19 protein-coding genes are annotated in these 18,732 nt (G+C 37.8%); 13 read left to right on the forward strand and 6 right to left on the reverse strand.

Annotated features, from left to right (window positions below):
* Positions 1 to 189 precede the first annotated feature (189 nt).
* The 4 genes from MHH37_RS07440 (at position 190) to MHH37_RS07455 (ending at position 3,932) form a co-directional block, all read left to right on the forward strand.
* On the forward strand, positions 190 to 1,260 hold the full coding sequence (locus MHH37_RS07440; protein ID WP_340734911.1) for a 3'-5' exonuclease: 1,071 nt from the start codon (positions 190 to 192) through the stop codon (positions 1,258 to 1,260).
* A gap of 103 nt (positions 1,261 to 1,363) precedes the next feature.
* A complete protein-coding gene (gene coaW, locus MHH37_RS07445) occupies positions 1,364 to 2,200 on the forward strand; it encodes a type II pantothenate kinase (protein ID WP_014824241.1) in 837 nt (278 codons plus the stop codon).
* 137 nt (positions 2,201 to 2,337) lie between these two features.
* Positions 2,338 to 2,736: a MarR family transcriptional regulator gene (locus MHH37_RS07450; protein ID WP_342575675.1), complete on the forward strand. Its 399-nt coding sequence runs from the start codon at positions 2,338 to 2,340 to the stop codon at positions 2,734 to 2,736.
* 5 nt (positions 2,737 to 2,741) lie between these two features.
* Positions 2,742 to 3,932, forward strand: a complete 1,191-nt coding sequence (locus MHH37_RS07455; protein WP_342575677.1) for an MFS transporter — start codon at positions 2,742 to 2,744, stop codon at positions 3,930 to 3,932.
* Between the two features lie 147 nt (positions 3,933 to 4,079).
* On the opposite strand, the gene MHH37_RS07460 is transcribed toward MHH37_RS07455, so the two are convergent.
* Entirely contained in the window at positions 4,080 to 4,469 is a 390-nt protein-coding gene (locus MHH37_RS07460; RefSeq protein WP_339264201.1) for a reverse transcriptase-like protein, read from the reverse strand.
* A gap of 111 nt (positions 4,470 to 4,580) precedes the next feature.
* Between MHH37_RS07460 and MHH37_RS07465 the strand changes: the two genes are divergently transcribed.
* Positions 4,581 to 4,772 carry a zinc-finger domain-containing protein gene (locus MHH37_RS07465; protein WP_008404740.1) on the forward strand — a complete coding sequence of 64 codons (192 nt, stop codon included), beginning with the start codon at positions 4,581 to 4,583 and terminating at the stop codon, positions 4,770 to 4,772.
* A 311-nt stretch (positions 4,773 to 5,083) separates the two neighbouring features.
* On the opposite strand, the gene MHH37_RS07470 is transcribed toward MHH37_RS07465, so the two are convergent.
* Together MHH37_RS07470 and MHH37_RS07475 are read right to left on the reverse strand one after the other, a co-directional pair.
* Positions 5,084 to 6,079, reverse strand: coding sequence for an SEC-C metal-binding domain-containing protein (locus MHH37_RS07470; RefSeq protein WP_008404739.1), 996 nt, complete (start codon positions 6,077 to 6,079; stop codon positions 5,084 to 5,086).
* Between the two features lie 234 nt (positions 6,080 to 6,313).
* Positions 6,314 to 7,213 carry a DMT family transporter gene (locus MHH37_RS07475; RefSeq protein WP_339264203.1) on the reverse strand — a complete coding sequence of 300 codons (900 nt, stop codon included), beginning with the start codon at positions 7,211 to 7,213 and terminating at the stop codon, positions 6,314 to 6,316.
* A 227-nt stretch (positions 7,214 to 7,440) separates the two neighbouring features.
* Between MHH37_RS07475 and MHH37_RS07480 the strand changes: the two genes are divergently transcribed.
* The 3 genes from MHH37_RS07480 to MHH37_RS07490 all read left to right on the forward strand — a co-directional run bounded on the left by MHH37_RS07480 (position 7,441) and on the right by MHH37_RS07490 (position 9,880).
* Complete coding sequence (locus MHH37_RS07480; protein WP_014824237.1) at positions 7,441 to 8,313, forward strand: LysR family transcriptional regulator; 873 nt, start codon at positions 7,441 to 7,443, stop codon at positions 8,311 to 8,313.
* Between the two features lie 14 nt (positions 8,314 to 8,327).
* Positions 8,328 to 8,990, forward strand: coding sequence for a phosphopantothenoylcysteine decarboxylase (locus MHH37_RS07485; RefSeq protein ID WP_065217160.1), 663 nt, complete (start codon positions 8,328 to 8,330; stop codon positions 8,988 to 8,990).
* 83 nt (positions 8,991 to 9,073) lie between these two features.
* Entirely contained in the window at positions 9,074 to 9,880 is an 807-nt protein-coding gene (locus MHH37_RS07490) for a VOC family protein (RefSeq protein ID WP_342575679.1), read from the forward strand.
* Positions 9,881 to 9,922: 42 nt separating this feature from the next.
* Here MHH37_RS07490 and MHH37_RS07495 read toward each other — a convergent pair whose 3' ends face one another.
* Complete coding sequence (locus MHH37_RS07495) at positions 9,923 to 10,123, reverse strand: cold shock domain-containing protein (RefSeq protein ID WP_008404734.1); 201 nt, start codon at positions 10,121 to 10,123, stop codon at positions 9,923 to 9,925.
* A gap of 316 nt (positions 10,124 to 10,439) precedes the next feature.
* Between MHH37_RS07495 and MHH37_RS07500 the strand changes: the two genes are divergently transcribed.
* Entirely contained in the window at positions 10,440 to 12,119 is a 1,680-nt protein-coding gene (locus MHH37_RS07500) for a formate--tetrahydrofolate ligase (RefSeq protein ID WP_065217158.1), read from the forward strand.
* 158 nt (positions 12,120 to 12,277) lie between these two features.
* Here the strand turns inward: MHH37_RS07500 and MHH37_RS07505 are convergent, their stop codons facing one another.
* On the reverse strand, positions 12,278 to 12,430 hold the full coding sequence (locus MHH37_RS07505) for a hypothetical protein (protein ID WP_008404730.1): 153 nt from the start codon (positions 12,428 to 12,430) through the stop codon (positions 12,278 to 12,280).
* A gap of 276 nt (positions 12,431 to 12,706) precedes the next feature.
* Between MHH37_RS07505 and MHH37_RS07510 the strand changes: the two genes are divergently transcribed.
* The 4 genes from MHH37_RS07510 (at position 12,707) to MHH37_RS07525 (ending at position 17,684) form a co-directional block, all read left to right on the forward strand.
* Entirely contained in the window at positions 12,707 to 13,339 is a 633-nt protein-coding gene (locus MHH37_RS07510; RefSeq protein WP_008404728.1) for a phosphohydrolase, read from the forward strand.
* A complete protein-coding gene (locus tag MHH37_RS07515; protein WP_342575680.1) occupies positions 13,336 to 15,222 on the forward strand; it encodes an ABC-F family ATP-binding cassette domain-containing protein in 1,887 nt (628 codons plus the stop codon). Before MHH37_RS07510 ends, MHH37_RS07515 begins: the two co-directional genes overlap by 4 nt.
* 10 nt (positions 15,223 to 15,232) lie before the next feature.
* Positions 15,233 to 16,354: a virulence factor gene (locus tag MHH37_RS07520; protein WP_342575681.1), complete on the forward strand. Its 1,122-nt coding sequence runs from the start codon at positions 15,233 to 15,235 to the stop codon at positions 16,352 to 16,354.
* Between the two features lie 148 nt (positions 16,355 to 16,502).
* Positions 16,503 to 17,684: an aldehyde dehydrogenase gene (locus MHH37_RS07525; protein WP_342575682.1), complete on the forward strand. Its 1,182-nt coding sequence runs from the start codon at positions 16,503 to 16,505 to the stop codon at positions 17,682 to 17,684.
* A gap of 71 nt (positions 17,685 to 17,755) precedes the next feature.
* Here the strand turns inward: MHH37_RS07525 and MHH37_RS07530 are convergent, their stop codons facing one another.
* Complete coding sequence (locus MHH37_RS07530) at positions 17,756 to 18,649, reverse strand: DMT family transporter (protein ID WP_342575684.1); 894 nt, start codon at positions 18,647 to 18,649, stop codon at positions 17,756 to 17,758.
* Positions 18,650 to 18,732 lie beyond the last annotated feature (83 nt).

Here is an 18,732-nt window from a genome sequence, read left to right on the forward strand (position 1 = left end):
TTTGAAGGTTAGTTAATGGCAATGATAAGTATTTATAAGAAAATCACATTTTTTCGAGCCTTTTAACACGAATTGTATGGAATAAACGAACATTATCGTGTCATATCACAAATTTTCATATACAATGAAAGAGGTTAATCTTTAATAGGAATACTCATTACCTATTAAATATAGATATATTCGGTGTAGGTGAAAAATTTGGGACGAACGAAAACATATATAAGTATAGATATAGAAGCCGCCCTTATACGCGGTAAGCAGTATATTATTGAAATTGGTGCGGTTAAATGGTTGCCAGATGGTACAACAGAAACATTTACGCAGCTTATTCAGCCTTATAAATTCAAAAAGCTGAATGCGCATATTCAAAAGTTAACTGGTATTACTACAGAGCAGCTAGTTGATGCACCTTCTTTTAAAGAAGCTTTTACTAAATTTAAACGCTGGTGTAAGCAGGATTATGTATTTTTGACATTTGGTGAATTTGATCGGAAAGTATTAGAAGAAGAGCTGTCACGCAATTACATAAAAAACGATTGCTTATATCCAATGATCGATTTTCAGCAAAAATATATGATTGCAAACGGTTTAAAAGAGCAGCCTTCATTAGGCGGGTTAATGGCACAGCTTGGATTGGAAAACGAAACACAGCACCGGGCATTAGCTGATGCGGCAAGTCTGCTCTCAATCTTTGTTAAAGTGGATGGAGATAAAATCATTGAACAGCAGCAGACGAATGATTTTATTTTATTGCTGACAAATTTCAAAATGCTGGAAACGACATATGAGCTTGTCATTTCTGCGACAAATTGCAAAATCGAGGATAACGGGATAACGATTCAATCAATGGAAACTTTCCGTGATGAGCTTCCTTTTACTGTTCAAATGGTTGAACGTCAAGGAGAAGATGGGGAAATGACAACAGTGGAAAAAGTTTCGATTAAACCGAATGTGCAGGCAAAGCAGCTGTTGCAACAGATTTCCGAAAATATGTCCGGTAAAATTTTAATTTCACGAACGGCATTACGTTCAATGTCAAAAATATTGAAATTACATCAAGTAACTTTACCAAAAACAGAAGTGATGACATTAGTAAATTTATTGAAAAAAGAAGAGATTATTGCAAGATTTAATTTGGATGATGAACCTACAAATACATACGAAGCAAGGGTTTTACGTTTACTTAATAAGTATGAGCATATGTTTGTTTCTGAGTTTTATAAACGGGCATTAATCGAGGAAAATATAATACAAGTATAATAAATTCTCCGTTTTTAGGAGAATTTTTTCTTTAATGCCGACTCCTATTACGTTATGATAGGGGGGTACGAATCACTCGTGGGATAATAAAGGAGATTAATTTATGTCAGCATGGATCGGAATTGATACAGGGGGTACGTTAACAAAGCTTGCCTATTTAGATGAACGTCAGGAGCTTAAATTAACGGTCTTTCCATCTAACGAAATGCATTTAGTAAAAGAATGGTTGGAAAATCATCCTCAAGTGGAAGAAATCGGCTTAACTGGAGGACGCACAGAGCAATTGCTGGACGTTTTAAAGACGATGAAGTCGATTGAATATATTGTAGAATTTGAAGCAACTTTAAAAGGTGTGCGCTATTTGCTGGAGAAAGAAGGCCACACAATAGATCAAAGTATCATTACAAATATCGGTACGGGTACATCGATTCATTATATGGATGGCAATACTCATGCCAGGGTTGGCGGTACTGGAGTAGGCGGAGGTACCCTGATTGGACTATCAACGATTATGACCGGAATTTCAGATTTTGATGAGATAAAAGCAAACGCTTTCAAAGGAAAGCGGGAAGGCATTGATTTACTCGTAAAGGATATTTATCAAGGAATGGATACACCGATTGACGGGAATTTAACAGCCAGTAATTTCGGGAAGGTCGGGATTACCGATCAACGTGAATTTGAACAAAATAATGTACTGGCAACAACACAGGGTCTCATCGGTGAAGTGATTTCCACGTTAAGTATTCAGCTTGCCGTACAGCATGAGACAGAGCATATCGTATATATAGGATCAACGCTGATCGACAATGAACAGCTTGTAAAGGTAATTGAACATTATACTATATTAAAAAAACATAAACCTATTTTCTTAGAGGATTGCGGATTTTCCGGTGCAATTGGTGCATTGTTGAATATTCGTGAGCACAGCAGAAAATAAAGGACAGCATTTAGGCTAGCAACATAGTTTAAATGCTTCTTTTTTGCCATTTTTATCTCAATTACTTTACTTAGGTTTTTAGGAAGCGTAGAATGGGAAAGTAAATTATTTAGTTAGGTAAATAAGGAGTGATTGCGATGAATCCGTTATTTCATATATTTTTTCAGCAAAATCGTTATTTAGTAAATCAGTTAAATGATGTTTTAAAACAGCATGGACTATTCAGCTCACAATGGACGGTTCTTTTTTTATTGCATCAAAACGGACCAATGACACTCACAGCTATATGGAAATACCTTGATGTAGAAGCGCCAACTGTTACGCGAACAGTCACTCGTCTGGAGACGCTTGGATGGGTGGAGAGAGCTCACGGAGCGGATAAACGTGAAAAAATGATTGATTTAACGACCAAAGCAATTGAACAATTTCCTCAAATAGAAGCATCCGTCGTTTCGTTCGAGAAAAAAATGACTGATAATCTGTCTGAGGAAGAACAGGTGCTCCTAATTCACTTACTAAAAAAGATGGAAGGTTAGAATAAATGGAGCTTCAAGAACAAACAAATAAAATTTTCACGAAACGATTTATTAGTCTATTCTTTACAAATATGTCCATATTCCTTGTGTTTTACGGATTAATCACAACATTGCCATTATATGCTATCGGCGAGTTAGGGAAATCGGATGACGATTCCGGACTCCTTGTCACGGTATTTTTAATTTCAGCGATTATCGTTCGTCCATTCAGCGGAAAACTGCTAGATCTCTTTGGCAAGAAGAGATTGTTGATTTTAAGTCTTGTACTTTACTTTGCATGCACAGTGTTGTACTTATTTTTTAAACCTTTTCTGCTTTTGCTTGCACTTCGTTTTTTCCAAGGGATATGGTTTAGTATTGCAACGACTGCATCGGGCTCTTTAGCAGCCGATATTATTCCGAAAAGACGTAAAGGAGCAGGATTGGGCTATTTTGCAATGTCTACGAACTTAGCTGTCGTATTCGGTCCTTTTATTGGGTTGCTCATTATTCAATATTCAGGATTTGATGTGCTATTTATCGTATTATCTGTATTGGTGGCAATTGGCGGTTTACTGGCATTAACTATTCAAACAAAGGACTTGCCAAAACCAGTAGTAACAGACCGCAGCTTTAAATTTTCATTTAATGATTTATTTGAACGAAGTGCCTTGCCACTTGCCGCGTTAGCTAGCTTGATCGCGTTTTCTTATGCGAGTGTTCTGTCGTTTCTATCTCTGTATGCCGAGCAGAAAGACTTTCTGAGTGTTGCAAGTTATTTCTTTGCGGTATTTGCAGTTGCAATGATTTCGGTTCGTCCATTTACAGGAAGAATCTATGATACAATAGGCGCAAAATTTGTTATTATTCCGTCCTTCTTTATTTTTGCATTAGGGCTGATTATTCTAGGGAATGCAGATCAGGAAATACCGTTCTTATTATCGGCAATCTTTATCGGTGCAGGGTACGGTACGTTAACAACAAGTTTCCAGTCACTCTGTATCCAGTCAACATCGATCCAGCGCAGCGGCTATGCAACGGCCACTTATTTTACGCTGTTTGACATAGGGATTGCTATCGGGTCATATTTATTGGGGATGGTAGCAGTGAAACTTGGCTATGAATTTGTATATTACATTGCGGCATTCATCATTATTGTCGTATTTGCGCTTTATATGCTGGTACTTAATCGTCAAAAACACAAAATTGAACAATAATAAAAACGATTCATCGTTCCTTAAATGGAATAGATGGATCGTTTTTTACCACAATTAGTTTTAGAGATTTTTGAATATTAATTTGGTTGAAAATGAAGGATTTCTTAATAATTTTTACCGCTTATCCGATTGCTTCATGGAAGAGCCCTAACTATTTTTCAATATGGCCTCACGTGCAAGAACATCTGCTGCTTTGTTTTCTTTTTCCGGAATCCATTTAATGAAAAATAGGTCAAATTGTTCGATCAATGAGAGGGCCTGCTCTAAATAAGGTTTGAAGTCCTCATTTTTCACATAAGCTTTGTCGATTGAGCTTACAACAATTTTTGAATCGGAGCGCACGGAAACAAAGGAAGAACCGATTTTCAATGCTTCTTCCAAACCACGTAAAAGCGCAGTAAATTCAGCCTGATGATTGTTCGTATTACCGATTGGTTCACTGATTTTTACATGCTGTCCTTCACCTTTTATAAATATTCCAATCCCGCTAGGACCTGGATTGCCGGCACTGGCACCATCTATATAGACTTCTAGCATAATTTCGCTCCTTTTATGTCCTGTTCATTTAAGTATAACAAATACATGTAAGTTGGAGAAAATAAAAAAATAGCGTACAATAGTAAAACAAATTAATGGGAGGTACATGACTTGAATAAAGTAGATGTTATGAAAGATATTGATGAATTAATGGATATGTACTGTGCTGATTGTCTAGTCATTCAGGACCTTCGCAAAGAACGAGGTAAACATGGTGCACACCGTTTCTGCATTGAATCTTGTACGGTAGGGGAACAGCTTCAGTTTCTTGGAAAAGAGATAATGAAAGTTTCCGAAAAATAATAATTTTAAAACATTCTTCTTACTATTGAATAATAATGTTTTTTTGATATAATAATTAAGTATTTCTTATTTACCTAGTATAAATCTCTGGTACAGATTTATTTTTAATAGGTAAATACTTCAGCGGAGTGGTTACCGTTGAAAAATTTCTTTATTTTTTAATCCTTTTTTATTATAAAGGGAGAGACAACTTGTAATGAGTAGCGCATAACTACTATATTACAAGTTGTTTTTTTGTGGATTTATTGTGAAAAAAAGGCATAATAAAAAGCTGCTTTCGACGTCTCGAAAGTAGCTTTTCTGTTTTGTGCTTAACTATTAACAAGTTGCTTTTCATTATAGAAAGCATTTAATTCCTGATAATATTTATTTAAAGAAGATGGGGAAACACTGAAGCTTTCGCCAATTTCTTTTACAGTGAATTTTTGATCAAATAAATCGTTCTCCTGACCAAATCTTACTGCACCGGCTGCTATCGCTCCCGCTTTACGTGCTGTAGGCTGCTTTTCGATTAAGTAATCTTCAACCAACGCTACGAAGCTCTCATTATTAATCGCTTTTTCAGTCATGAATGCTTTTAACTGTTCGACTACTTCCTGCTCGAATGGTGTAAATTCTTCCCCTTCATAGCCGTTTTCGACTAAACCTTCCCATAATAATAAATGGTTTTCTTTTGTGAATTGCTCAACAGGTAAACGACTTGTTTTGTACGCTTCTGTAAACTGTTCAAACGAAATCGCATGCTCTTTATGGAAGAAGATTAGTGTAGAGACAGCTAATACGTGGTTTTCCTTGTTTGAACCATCCGGTAATAAAAAGGCGAACACACGCATTCCTAGAGGGATTGATTTGTGGCTTTCTCGCTGAATATGATATGTTGTGCCAGTTAAAGCAGAGATAGCTGTAAAGTAATCATCTTGCACATCTTCGACAGTTCCGATGAAGAAAATCGGCTGTTCCCATGATTTCAATAATTCGATCATAGATGGGCGAAGTGCTTTTTTAGCTGTTTTTGCTAAGAAGTTTTGCCAAATATCAGGTCGTTGATGGAAGAAGTATTCGTCCAAAGCAACAGCTTCCACTAATTCCTTGTGTAATTTTTTTTCTAGTTTCGGTGCCCATGTACGAACCAATTCCATAAATTCACGGATATCTTTTCGTTCTGGGTAATTACTATAGAAAGTTTGTAATACGTTTTCGATTTCATCTTGGAAAACGTTTTGTGAAGTTACTTGATTTTTTCCTTCACAACATTTTTTGTATTTTTTTCCACTACCGCATAGACATGGGTCATTACGTCCAATCATTGTAACACTTCCTTTAATACAACTTTTAAATACTAATGTCGCAGTATTGCTACTAATAATAATAACGTCAGATTGTTATTATGAAAACTGATTATGTTTTTAGAACTATCAGAAAAATTGTTGCATTTTACATTATATTAAACTTTACATAAAAATAGAACAATAATAGAGTTAATTCTATCATTAATTTATAAAAAAAGAGACATTGCACGCTCGATGCGATGTCTCTACCTATTATAACGTAGTTTCAGAGTGAGTAGGTGCCGGAATTTTTTTCATTGCTATAAATTGTTCTAACTGAGCAACAGTATTGCCGATTAAAATAAATGCGCCACCAATCACAAGCTGTGCAGTCAATCCTTCGCCCAGGAAAATCATGGCGAAAAGAGCTGCGAAAATCGGTTCAAGTGAAAAGATTAACCCGGTATGTGTGGGAGAAGTATATTGTTGTACAACAGCTTGAGCAATAAAACAAAATGCCGTACAGATAATACCTAATCCAAGTACAGCAATCCAACTTGAAGAATTGGAAGGGAACATTGGAGATTCGAACATCATTGTGAACACTGCGCCAAACAAGCCGGCAATACCTAACTGATAGACACCATAAGAAATAGATTCAACATTTTTAGTAAATTTGCTGTTTAATATCAAATAGATTGAATAGCAAACTGCTGCAATCGCAACCAATAAATCTCCTGTCTGGAATGTCAGAGATTCTTTCAATGTCAGAACCGTAATTCCAATCATCGTAGCAACAACGGCAAAGCTTACTGCTCGCGAAGGAAGCCGTTTTTCAATGAAGCTTGTCATGATTGGTACTAGTACAACCGTTAGACTTAATATAAAGCCTGCGTTACCTGCTGAAGTCGTTTTTAATCCTAATAGGGATAAGGCAAATATCGTGAACAATAAAAAGCCTTGTATCGATGCATATAAAATCGTTTTAATATTTACACGCAACATCTTCGGTAAAAAGATTAGCCCTGCAATGATAAATGCGATTAAGCATCGAAGTGCCACAACATTAAAAGCTTCCAAACTCTCAAGGCCCATGACCATGAATGTATACGATAGCCCCCAAAACATTGTAACAATCACCATTAAAATATTTGCTTTTCCTTGTAAACTCAAAGATGTCACCACATTTCTAAAAAGTAAGTTTTAAATAACCAGTAAAAATATGTATTATACGCCAAATTTAACTATAAGATTAATAGATTGAAAATGTTGTATCATCTACAAATCTGACCTGTTATAAAACAGTATAAAACACGATGTTGTGATTAGTAAAACGAATGTTTATAATGATTGATATGAAAATAATTCATGTTTAAAATTTATTAGTGGAGTGAATTATAATGAGTTTAGTAAAATACGAAATTTTAAATAAAGTGGCGGAAGTACATAGCTTTACTAAAGCGGCCTCTATTTTGGGCTTGACGCAATCGGCAGTAAGTCATGCGGTTTCAAGTTTGGAAAAGGAATTTGGATTTAATTTAATTCACCGAAATCGTACAGGTGTAACGCTGACTGAAGACGGTATGAAAATGCTCTATGAAATGCGCAAAGTATTGTTGGCGGAGGAGCATCTGCAGCAGACCGCATCCAATATTATAGGTGTAAGCCAAGGGACAGTTCGAATTGGCCTAATATCGACGATTTCTACACATTGGATGCCGAACATCATTCATATTATGGATTCGCAGTTTCCGGGTATTCGTATTGAATTGCGCGAAGGGGATTATTATGAGATTGAACAGTGGCTATTACAGGGGGAAGTCGACTGCGGATTTTTAAATCGGACAAGCTCCAAACAGTTCGAGTTTATGCCGCTAAAACGCGACCCGCTGTTATGTATTGTGTCGTCGCATAGTCCGCTTTATGATAGAGCAGAGATCGATTTATTTGAAATTGAAGATACTCCGATTATAATGCCTTCCTATAAAGGAACAAATGATGTTATGACAACATTTGAGAAATATGGTGTATTTCCGAATATACGTTTTGAACTTTATGACGAAAAAGCCATCGTATCAATGGTAGAACATAATCTAGGTATTAGCATACTGCCTGAAATGGCGATTTCGATGCTGCCGGATACTGTAAAGGCACTGCCTCTAGTACAGGAAAGTTACCGGATCCTCGGTTTATCGACAAAGCAGAAGCTGTCACCGGCATCGCAAAAATTTGTGGAAATATTAAAGCAATGGCTGGAAAACGAAGAACACTAAAAGGGGAAACTACAATGCTGACAGGAAAAAAAGTATTAATAACGAGTGGCGGGACATTTGAAAAATGGGATAATGTCCGCGGCCATACAAACTTATCAAAAGGGACGATGGGGTGCTATTTAGCAGAAGCCGCACTTGAAAAAGGTGCGAGCGTCATATATATGCACGGTGTATTTACACAGCTGCCGGAACATCAAAATAAGATGCAGCTTATTAAATTTGAAGGAATTGAGGACTTAGGAGAAAAGCTGAAAACAATTCTTGAGTCCGAGGAAATAGACTATGTCATTATGGCGGTGGCCGGCTCAGACTGGCTTATTGACAAAGTGTTCGATCAGCATGGCCATGAGCTGACGGAAAAAGGGAAAATGCCATCGGATGAACCACCGATTATCCATTTTAAAAAAGCGCCGAAAATATTGGCACAAATTAAAAACTGGGCGCCTGAAACAACATTAATCGGTTTTAAACTGGAAGCAACGGATGATGAAACGTATTTGTTGGAACGAGCTTCTGCAAGAATGGAAACGGCAAAAGCGGATTATATGGTCGCAAATAGTTCCAAATCTTTGTATGGTGCGATGGAGCCTCACTATATTATTCATAAATCAGGGGAGACTGTTAAAGTTGATGGGAAAAAGAACGCTGCAACTACATTAATCAATGTCCTTTCTTAAATGGAGTTTGCTCATTTTCGATTGTCTATATATGTTATAATTTAGAATATTTAATCTATTTTAAACTGAAAAGAGGTTGAAGCATGTACCAGTTCGATCATCTCGTCCATTTTGTTCCATATCCAGAACAGACATTGTTAAAACTACAAGAAGAAGGGCTTCATGTTGTGCCGGGAGGAAGCCATGAAGCGTGGGGTACATATAATACACTAAGCTACTTTGATTTGGCTTATATTGAATTGATCGGCATTGAAAATGAAGAAAAGTTTCAGGAAGCGGCAAATAAAAAGTATTCTTTACATGCGAGCTATAAAGAAAATCGCCGACGTGATGGATTGACGCGTTTTGCTGTTCGTACAACGACAATTGAACATGATGCGAAGCTATTTGCGCAAGCAGGTTTGGAAGTAGTTGGACCGGAACGTTATTCCCGAAAACGGGAAGACGGCTCTGAAGTAAGCTGGCAACTGCTTTATATTGGTCACCCGAAATCGAAAATTGAATTCCCTTTTTTCATTCAATGGGATGAAGCGGATACACTTCGACGTAAAGAACTGACGGATCGCGGTATTATAGCGCAACATCCGTTAGGGAATTTAACGCTTCAGGCTGTCCATTTTGTTGTACCGAATTTTGATGCAGTGGAGCAAATTGCCCAACTATGTGGTGCGACAATTTTAAAAAAGGTCAATGTGGAAGAGAATGTAGAATACTCAATTATTCTGCTTGATGAAGTGAAGCTTATATTTGTCAAGCCGATCGGTGATGGAGTCGTCTGGGATTATATGCTCGAACATGGCTACGGCATAAAAAAGGTCGTCATATCAGGTGCGACAGAGCAAAAGCATTTTACAATTGATGGTGCACAATACGAAATTAATAAGAAATAAAAAAAGCTGTAAACGATGAAAATCTTTCGTTTACAGCTTTGTCTATTTTTTTATAACATTCGCTGCCTGTGGACCCCGGATACCATCGACTAAATCGAATTCAACCACTTGTCCTTCATCCAGTGAACGAAATCCTTCTTCTTGTATGCCAGTAAAGTGTACAAAAACATCTTCACCATCTGCAGATTCTATAAATCCATAACCTTTTTCATTATCAAACCATTTTACAGTGCCTTGGTGCATCCGCTTTCTCCTCCGATACTGTCAAAATCAATTGATGAAACATGAAGATTCCAGAATATTACGAATAAACTATATACTATAAGGATAAGAACTGTCAATAATTTGTCGATTTACATCGCTTTTTATATTTGACTTCTATTAGTGTAAATAAGACACGCTAATAGAAGTAGCCGCTGGCAGATGTCACAGATTTGGTAAGGAGTTCTTTGCGTCAGCGCAAAGCCAAATCTGGACGCAAATACGCTAAAGCGTATTTGATTAATTCAGACAAAACAGACTATAATAAAGTGACTACATATAGAAAGCAGGGCAAAGCATGACAACAACTACGAAAAAACCATTATCAGATATTGAAATAGCCAACAAAGCGACAATGAAGCCAATTTTGGAAATTGCTGAAAATGCACAAATTCCATTGGATGCGGTTGAACAATATGGTCGCTTTAAAGCAAAAATTGATACAAGTAAAATTAGTGGTGAAGCAACGGCGAACGTGGTGCTTGTAACAGCGATAAGTCCTACACCTGCAGGAGAAGGGAAATCAACGGTAACAATCGGTTTGGCGGATGCATTGCACCAATTGGATAAGCGAGTAATGGTCGCTTTGCGAGAACCTTCATTAGGACCGGTAATGGGTGTAAAAGGCGGTGCTACCGGCGGCGGTTATGCACAAGTATTGCCGATGGAGCAAATCAATTTGCATTTCAATGGCGATTTCCATGCAATTACGACTGCGAATAATGCATTATCTGCATTGATTGATAATCATATCCACCAAGGGAATGCATTGAACATTGACCCAAGACGAATTGTCTGGAAGCGTGTACTGGACTTAAATGACCGTGCACTGCGCCATGTAACGGTCGGGTTAGGAGGTCCGATGCAAGGCGTACCTCGTGAAGACGGATTTGATATTACAGTAGCTTCTGAAATTATGGCCATTTTCTGTTTGGCGACAAGCCTGAAAGATCTGAAACAGCGTTTAGCACGCATTGTAATCGGTTATACGTATGATCGTAATCCGGTAACTGTAGGTGATTTACAAGTAGAAGGAGCACTCGCTCTTATTTTGAAGGAAGCAATGAATCCAAACTTGGTTCAAACAATTGAAGGCACACCGGCCCTGATCCATGGAGGACCATTTGCCAATATTGCCCATGGATGTAATTCAATTACAGCAACACAAACAGCACGTAAACTTGCGGATATTGTTGTAACAGAAGCAGGATTTGGTTCCGATTTAGGGGCGGAAAAGTTTTTAAATATTAAAGCACGTGAAGCAGGATTTAAACCGAGCGCTGTTGTTATTGTTGCGACAATTCGTGCACTAAAAATGCATGGCGGTGTAGCAAAGGCTAACTTAGTGGAAGAAAATGTGGACGCATTAAAACAAGGTATTGCCAATTTAGCACAGCATGTAGCCAATGTTCGTAACTTTGGGTTAGAGCCGGTCATTGCCTTGAATCGTTTTATTACGGATTCTGAACAGGAACTGAAAGCTGTTTTACAATGGGCCGCAGCAAATGAAGTTCGGATTGCCCGCACGAATGTTTGGGAAGAAGGCGGTAAAGGCGGTATTGAGCTTGCCGAAAAAGTACTCGAAGTAATTGAACAGCCGAATACTTTCCACCATTTATATGATTTGCAAGAAACCGTGGAACAAAAATTAACGAAAATTGTACAACAGGTGTATGGTGGTGCAGGTGTGCAATTAACGGATGCTGCGAAAAAACAGTTAGCAGTCATCGAAAAAAATGGGTGGGACACTCTGCCGATCTGTATGGCGAAAACACAATATTCATTATCGGATCAACCAAGCTTAGTAGGCAGACCAACCGATTTCGTTGTTACAATTCGTGAAATTCTTCCGAAGTTAGGTGCGGGATTCCTTGTTTGCTTAACTGGGGATATTATGACAATGCCAGGCTTGCCAAAACAGCCGGCAGCACTGAATATGGATGTGGCTGAAGACGGAAGTGCACTTGGATTATTTTAAAATGAAAATATATAGCGACCGACAAGAAATTGCTGTCTGAGGACAAAATAACGCCGGAGCGATTAATAAAAGTAAAAGAAACGTATTCGTTTGATTATTCATTCGAATACGTTTCTTTTATTTGCTGTGAATATTTAGTTTAAATTTACGTTCGTCCATTAAAACATGATTTGTAGAAGGTTAGTCGCAATCATAAAAGTGGCACTTAATCCGTATGCAACCGATCCAATTAAAATTGGTGAAATAACAATTAGTCCCTTACGTTGACTTTCATTCATATTTGGTGCTACAGCTTGCATCATTCTTTGCATAATTAACACTCCTTTTCCCTGTTTTATGTTTCATTATTTCTAGTATATGTCACGAATTTGTAAAAAACAAGCATTTAGTTCACATTTTAGACAAAAATTATCTCCGCATAATGAAGGATACTTGATTTTTCGTGTAAAAGTTGCTAAGGAGGGGGTTAGGGCAAGAGTGGAGAAGACGGAATCTTTTAGCAATAAACATGTCAAATAACTGAAGTCATCCCACTTCTCGTGGTAATATAATTATGTAAACTATAAAAAGAAAATGGTGAATGTAACATGTCCGAAGTAATCGTACGTTGTGAACAATTAGTAAAAGAAATTTATGAAACAATGGATGCAAGCCATGATTTTCAACATATTGAGCGTGTCTATCAAAACGCTATGACAATCCTGAAATCAGAACCTTTAGCAAGTGGAAAAATTGTGAGTTTAGCCGTGCTGCTGCATGATGTCAGTGACGAAAAATATGCTGTCGATAAACAGCAGGAACAGCGGATCCTGGATGAACTTGATTTAACGGAAGAGGAAAAACAACATATCCAAACGGTTATTGCAGAGGTTTCATTTAATGGGGGCAATGAACGGGAAATTACAACAGTTGAATCGAAAATCGTCCGGGATGCAGACCGACTGGATGCGATTGGTGCGGTAGGGATTGCGCGGACGTTCGCATACGGTGGTGCGAAAGGACGCAAGTTATATGATGATGCAGAAGAAGTGCGTGTAAATATGACGAAAGAACAATATCGCAGTCAATCCACAGCCTCTGTTACGCATTTTTATGAGAAGCTTTTATTATTGAAAGATTTAATGGTAACTGCAAAAGGGCGCGAAATGGCTGAAGAACGTCATGCCTTTATGGTACAATTTTTAGAGCAGTTAAAAAAAGAAAGAGACGGGATTTCATGAGTCATTTAATCGTATCAAACTTAACAAAAACAGTTGGCGATAAAACGCTATTTCAAAATATTGAATTTACCATTTATGACGGGGAACGTGCAGGATTAATCGGGATAAACGGGACAGGAAAATCTACTTTATTATCGATTATCGCTCGAAAACAAGATGCGGATACAGTGGAATTTGACCATCCGAATAAATACCGTATTGCCTATTTGGAACAAGATCCCCAATTTCCGCAAAATTTAACGGTTTTACAAGCTGTATTTAGCGGAGATTCACCAATATTACAGTTAAACCGTGCCTATGAAGAGGCGGTAGCGGCATTGTCCCAAAATCCGCAATCGGAAAAGCTGCAAAATGAACTATTTCGATTACAGCAACAAATGGACACGGAAAATGCCTGGGACGTCAATGCTTTGGCAAAGCAAGCATTAACGAAGCTTGGGATCGATATGTTTGACCAGCAAGTAACGAGCCTTTCGGGTGGACAGCAAAAACGGGTTGCATTGGCAAAAGTATTAATCGAACCGGCAGACTTATATTTACTGGACGAGCCAACGAACCATTTGGATGTCACATCGACGGAATGGCTGCAAGAAATGGTAGCACGTCTAAAAGGAGCGGTCATCTTTATTACCCATGACCGTTATTTCCTGGATGAAACAGCAACACATATTTATGAATTGGCAGATAAAACATTGTACCGTCATACAGGATCGTATGGGGATTTCCTGGAAGCACGGGCAATTCGTGAAGAAATGAATGCAGCTTCCCAGGCGAAACTACGTAACCGCTACCGTTCGGAATTAAAATGGATACGCCGTGGGGCAAAGGCACGTACAACAAAGCAAAAGGCACGAATTCAGCGTTTCGATGCATTAGATGAATCAATCGACCGTTCGAATGATCAGACGGATCTGGAATTAGGACTGGCAACAACACGTTTAGGAAAAAAAGTATTGGAATCGGATGGGATTTCTAAAGCTTATGGAGACCGAGTCATTATTCAGGATTTCGAATTTTTACTGCAGCACGGGGACCGTATTGGCATAATTGGCGCAAATGGCTACGGGAAATCGACACTCCTTAACATGCTTGCAGGGGAAATTGAACCGGACAAAGGTGAGGTAATTGTCGGGTCCACAGTAAAGCGTCTGCATTTTAAACAAGCATTGCCTGCTATGAATGAAAATGCACGAATGATTGATTATATCCGTGAAGCTTCAAATGATATTACCGATTCTGACGGTGTTCGTTACTCTGCATCGCAAATGCTTGAACGTTTTTTATTCCCGCTGAACACACACGGGACACCGATCAGCAAGTTATCGGGCGGTGAGCGCAAAAGACTTCACTTGCTTCGTCTATTGATGGAGCAGCCAAACGTATTGCTTTTAGACGAGCCGACGAATGATTTGGATATCGAAACATTGGGTGTACTTGAAGATTTCATCGAAAATTTCCCTGGCGTTGTTATTACAATCAGTCACGATCGTTTCTTCTTGGACCGTATTGCGAAAAAGCTGTGGATTTTGGATGGAAAAGGCGGTGTATCGGAAAGCCTGGATATCTATACCGATTATTTAGCAAAACGCGAGTCCGAGCTGCAACAGGAAGCGAAAGAAATGAAGCTGGAAAAGCCAAAAGTTGAGAAACAGAAATCAGAAAAGAAAAAGCTATCATTTAAAGAGCAGAAAGAATGGGAATCGATTGCTGATACAATTGCTCAAGTTGAAGAAAAAATTATGACAACTGAAGATGAAATTTCATCAGCTGGTTCGGACTTTACAAAACTTCAACAACTGACGTCTGATCTTGAAAAACTAAATCAGGAATACGAGCAATTAATCGAGCGTTGGAGCTATTTAGACGAAATTGCAAATGGATAGGAGCATAACAATGAAAATTTTATCAATTGAACCAACACCAAGTCCAAATTCAATGAAAGTAATCATCGATCAGGATTTACCATTTGGTAAAAGCTTTAATTATACAAAAGACAATATTGGTGAGGCATCACCTGAGATGCAAGCCATCTTTGGAGTAGAAGGTGTAAAAGGCATTTACCATGTATCGAACTTCCTGGCGATTGAACGTAATGCGAAATATGCTTGGGAAAATATTTTAGCCGATATTCGCCGCGCAATTGGCGGAGAGGCAACGGAAAGCACGGAATATGAGATGAATGAGCATTATGGGGAAGTAAATGTGCATGTTCAAATGTACAAAGCGATTCCATTGCAAATTAAAGCATTTGATGGTGAAGGAGAAGTGCGAATTAGCGCTGGAGACCGTTTCACGACAGCTTTTAAACGTCTGCAATTCAGTGTGACTGACGAAAATTATATTTTTGAACGAAAATGGGTCGATTTTGGTGTTCGCTATGGCGATAAAGAACAAGTTGTACAAGAAGTGCTTAAAGAAGTAGATGCACTTTATCCGCAAGATCGTGTGGAAACTATTGTTCAGTCTGCTAACGAACAAGTTGTCACAGCAGCGCAAGAGCGTAAAGAAGTGACTTTAGAACAATATGAGCGAGTGGAAGATTGGCAACAACGCTTCCAGCTGTTGGATCAATTACCGGATCCGGAAGTAAAGGATATTCCTTTGTTCGAAAAAGCGCTGGAAGATGAGCAAATGTCGATACGACGCCTTGCAACCGTTTATTTAGGGATGATTGAAGATGTTGCGGTCGTTCCAGCTTTGGCGAAGGCATTGAATGATAAAAGTGCAGCCGTTCGCCGTACAGCAGGCGACTGTATGAGTGATTTAGGATTACCGGAATTTGAGACGGCCATGATCGCTGCATTAGGTGACAAAAATAAACTCGTTCGCTGGCGCGCGGCAATGTACTTGTATGAAGTAGGTACAGAGCAGGCAATTGACGCATTAAAAATAGCGAGTGAAGATAAAGAATTCGAAGTAAAACTGCAGGCAAAAATGGCGCTTGCCCGTATTGAAGGCGGGGAAGAGGCTAAAGGTTCGGTGTGGAAACAAATGACAGAAAGCCGCAAAGCATAAAATTTAAGCTGCTAACGAAATAATCGTCAGCAGCTTTTTTGTTTTTTAAATTTACATTATTTAGTTTGGTAAATGGTATAATTTGAGAATATGGTATATATTTAAAAATATACTAAAGAGAGGTGGGTCCATGATGGAGGAGCTATTGTTGAAAAGTCCTAGCTCTTTAAGCTCTGAGCGTAAAGAGGCACTGTTAAAGTTACTTTATTCCGAACAATGCACTGACTCCATAATATTGAAAAGTGATGATTTTTATTTATTTTTTCATGATATTTGGTCACTTTTTGAAATTGGAGAAAAGTATGAAAGGGAAATTGTAGATGGAGATATTAGACTGAAAGAATGGCGGATTTTTATATTGGAATTTTTTTCTGCCAGAAATTTAGATAAATTGAACTTTGAGTACTTAACCAATTCCTCTGTAAAAAAATTTTTTATAGCACTATACATATGGAAAAAAATTAAAAGAGAATATTTTCTGGATATGCGGAAAACATTGAAGATCGAAAAATATAAGAATGAATTTGTGAAGGAGCTTGCCAACAATCAAGTTAATAAGGACATTTATCACGAAATTTATTTGAAGGTTCAAAACAATTGGTACTTGAATTTATTTAAGTTCAATTCTATTTACGACAGAATTTTCGAAGAAGCCCTGGAAGAAACCAATGCGGTAGAACTGCTATGCGGTGACACGATATGGGAAACAATCAGCAATGATAATTTAAAGAAATTAATGAGTTATATTGAATCAAGACACTTTTCAGAAGTTTTGTTTTGGAAATCCAAATTTCAGACAGAACAATTTCTGAAAGTTGGTCTGGATCCGAACAGTACATATGTATTTTGTGTTCAAAAAGATATATCAATGAAACGCAGCCTTACTTTACAAAATGGATTGGCACTGGCCGTTTCGGAATTTTCACAAAAACATGAACACAATTTTGTTTTTTTACCATTCATAAACGCAATTGATCAGGAAATGATTACACATAAAGATACTACAGATTATAATTATTACTTTGAGCTGGATAAATCATTCGGTCTTAAAACCGAACCGATTAACTATAAAGGTGTAATTAATTATGCCTTTACGATGTTGAAGTTAGAATTATCCCATAGCAGTAGCGGCAAGATCTATTTAATCTGCAATGAATTACTATTTGATGACTTTCCAAATGAAGAAGATTGGATATCGGCTGTAACCCACTACAAAAAGTTAAAAAAGATTGAAATTGTCGTTATTTATATGGGTGATAAAACGAAACTGCAGCAAATATGGTTCGCAGATAAAATATTGATTCCCCAACAACTGGCCCAGTTTAAATAATAAAAAATAAACTCTAAATAGTAAGCGCTTAAATTCAGCTCACTATTTAGAGTTTATTTTAATTTTGGATTTTATTGTGAACTACTTGTTTTTACCTTGTTTACGGTTTGTTCAGGATAGAAAACGGTGTATAAAATACTTCCGAAAATGAGCACAATTCCGAGCACTTGCAATAAACTTGGTCGGAAGGATAGCAGCAAAGCATCCAATAATATGGCTACTACCGGATCGACAAATACGAGTACTGATACGATGACAGTAGGGAGGTCTCGAACACTGTCAAAAAATAAATAGTAGACAAATCCCGTATGGATTAAACCTGTACCAAGTATGTAGAGCCAGTTTGTATTCGTTAAACCTTCAAAAGCAGCAAAATCGCAAAATGGGAGCAACAGTATAATTCCGGTAATCGTTTGAATATATGTTAGTGTATAAGATGACATGCCATGAATGGTTTTACTCGTGAACATTGTCAGTGCATAGCAAATGGCCGAAAGAAGCGCCCATATAAATCCTGAATTCATAAATTGCGAAACGCTTGTAAAGCTCTCAATACCGATAATGAAAATGCTGCCGAAAAAGCAAATAGCTGTTGCACAAATTGAACGTATTCCCATTTTTTCTGCCAAAAACACTGAACCTAAAATTAATACAAATATCGGTGCTAAATTATAAATCGAAATGGCGATTGAAATTGACATAACTTCGAACGCTTTAAATAAAAACACCCAGTTTAAGACAAGAAATATGCCGCAAACGATTGTTTTCATCACTTCGCTTCTGTTCCAATCTTCTGTTTTATGACCACCTGTAATCAACCACAATCCGCCTAAAAAGATTGTCGCACATATACAGCGTACAAAAACGAGTTCCACTGCAGGCAATCCGGTTTGTGTTGTAAAGAAGCCGATAGAGCCGAAAATAGCCATGGAAATAGTAAGTTTAAGCATCGAACGTACATTCATATGATGAACCTGCTTTCTTTATCCCGCATTAACGGATAGTAAAATGTATCTGCCTCGAAAGCGTGGGGCACAGGCAAAACTCC

The sequence above is a fragment of the Solibacillus sp. FSL K6-1781 genome, from assembly GCF_038630735.1.
In the GTDB taxonomy this organism is placed as follows: Bacteria; Bacillota; Bacilli; order Bacillales_A; family Planococcaceae; genus Solibacillus; species Solibacillus silvestris.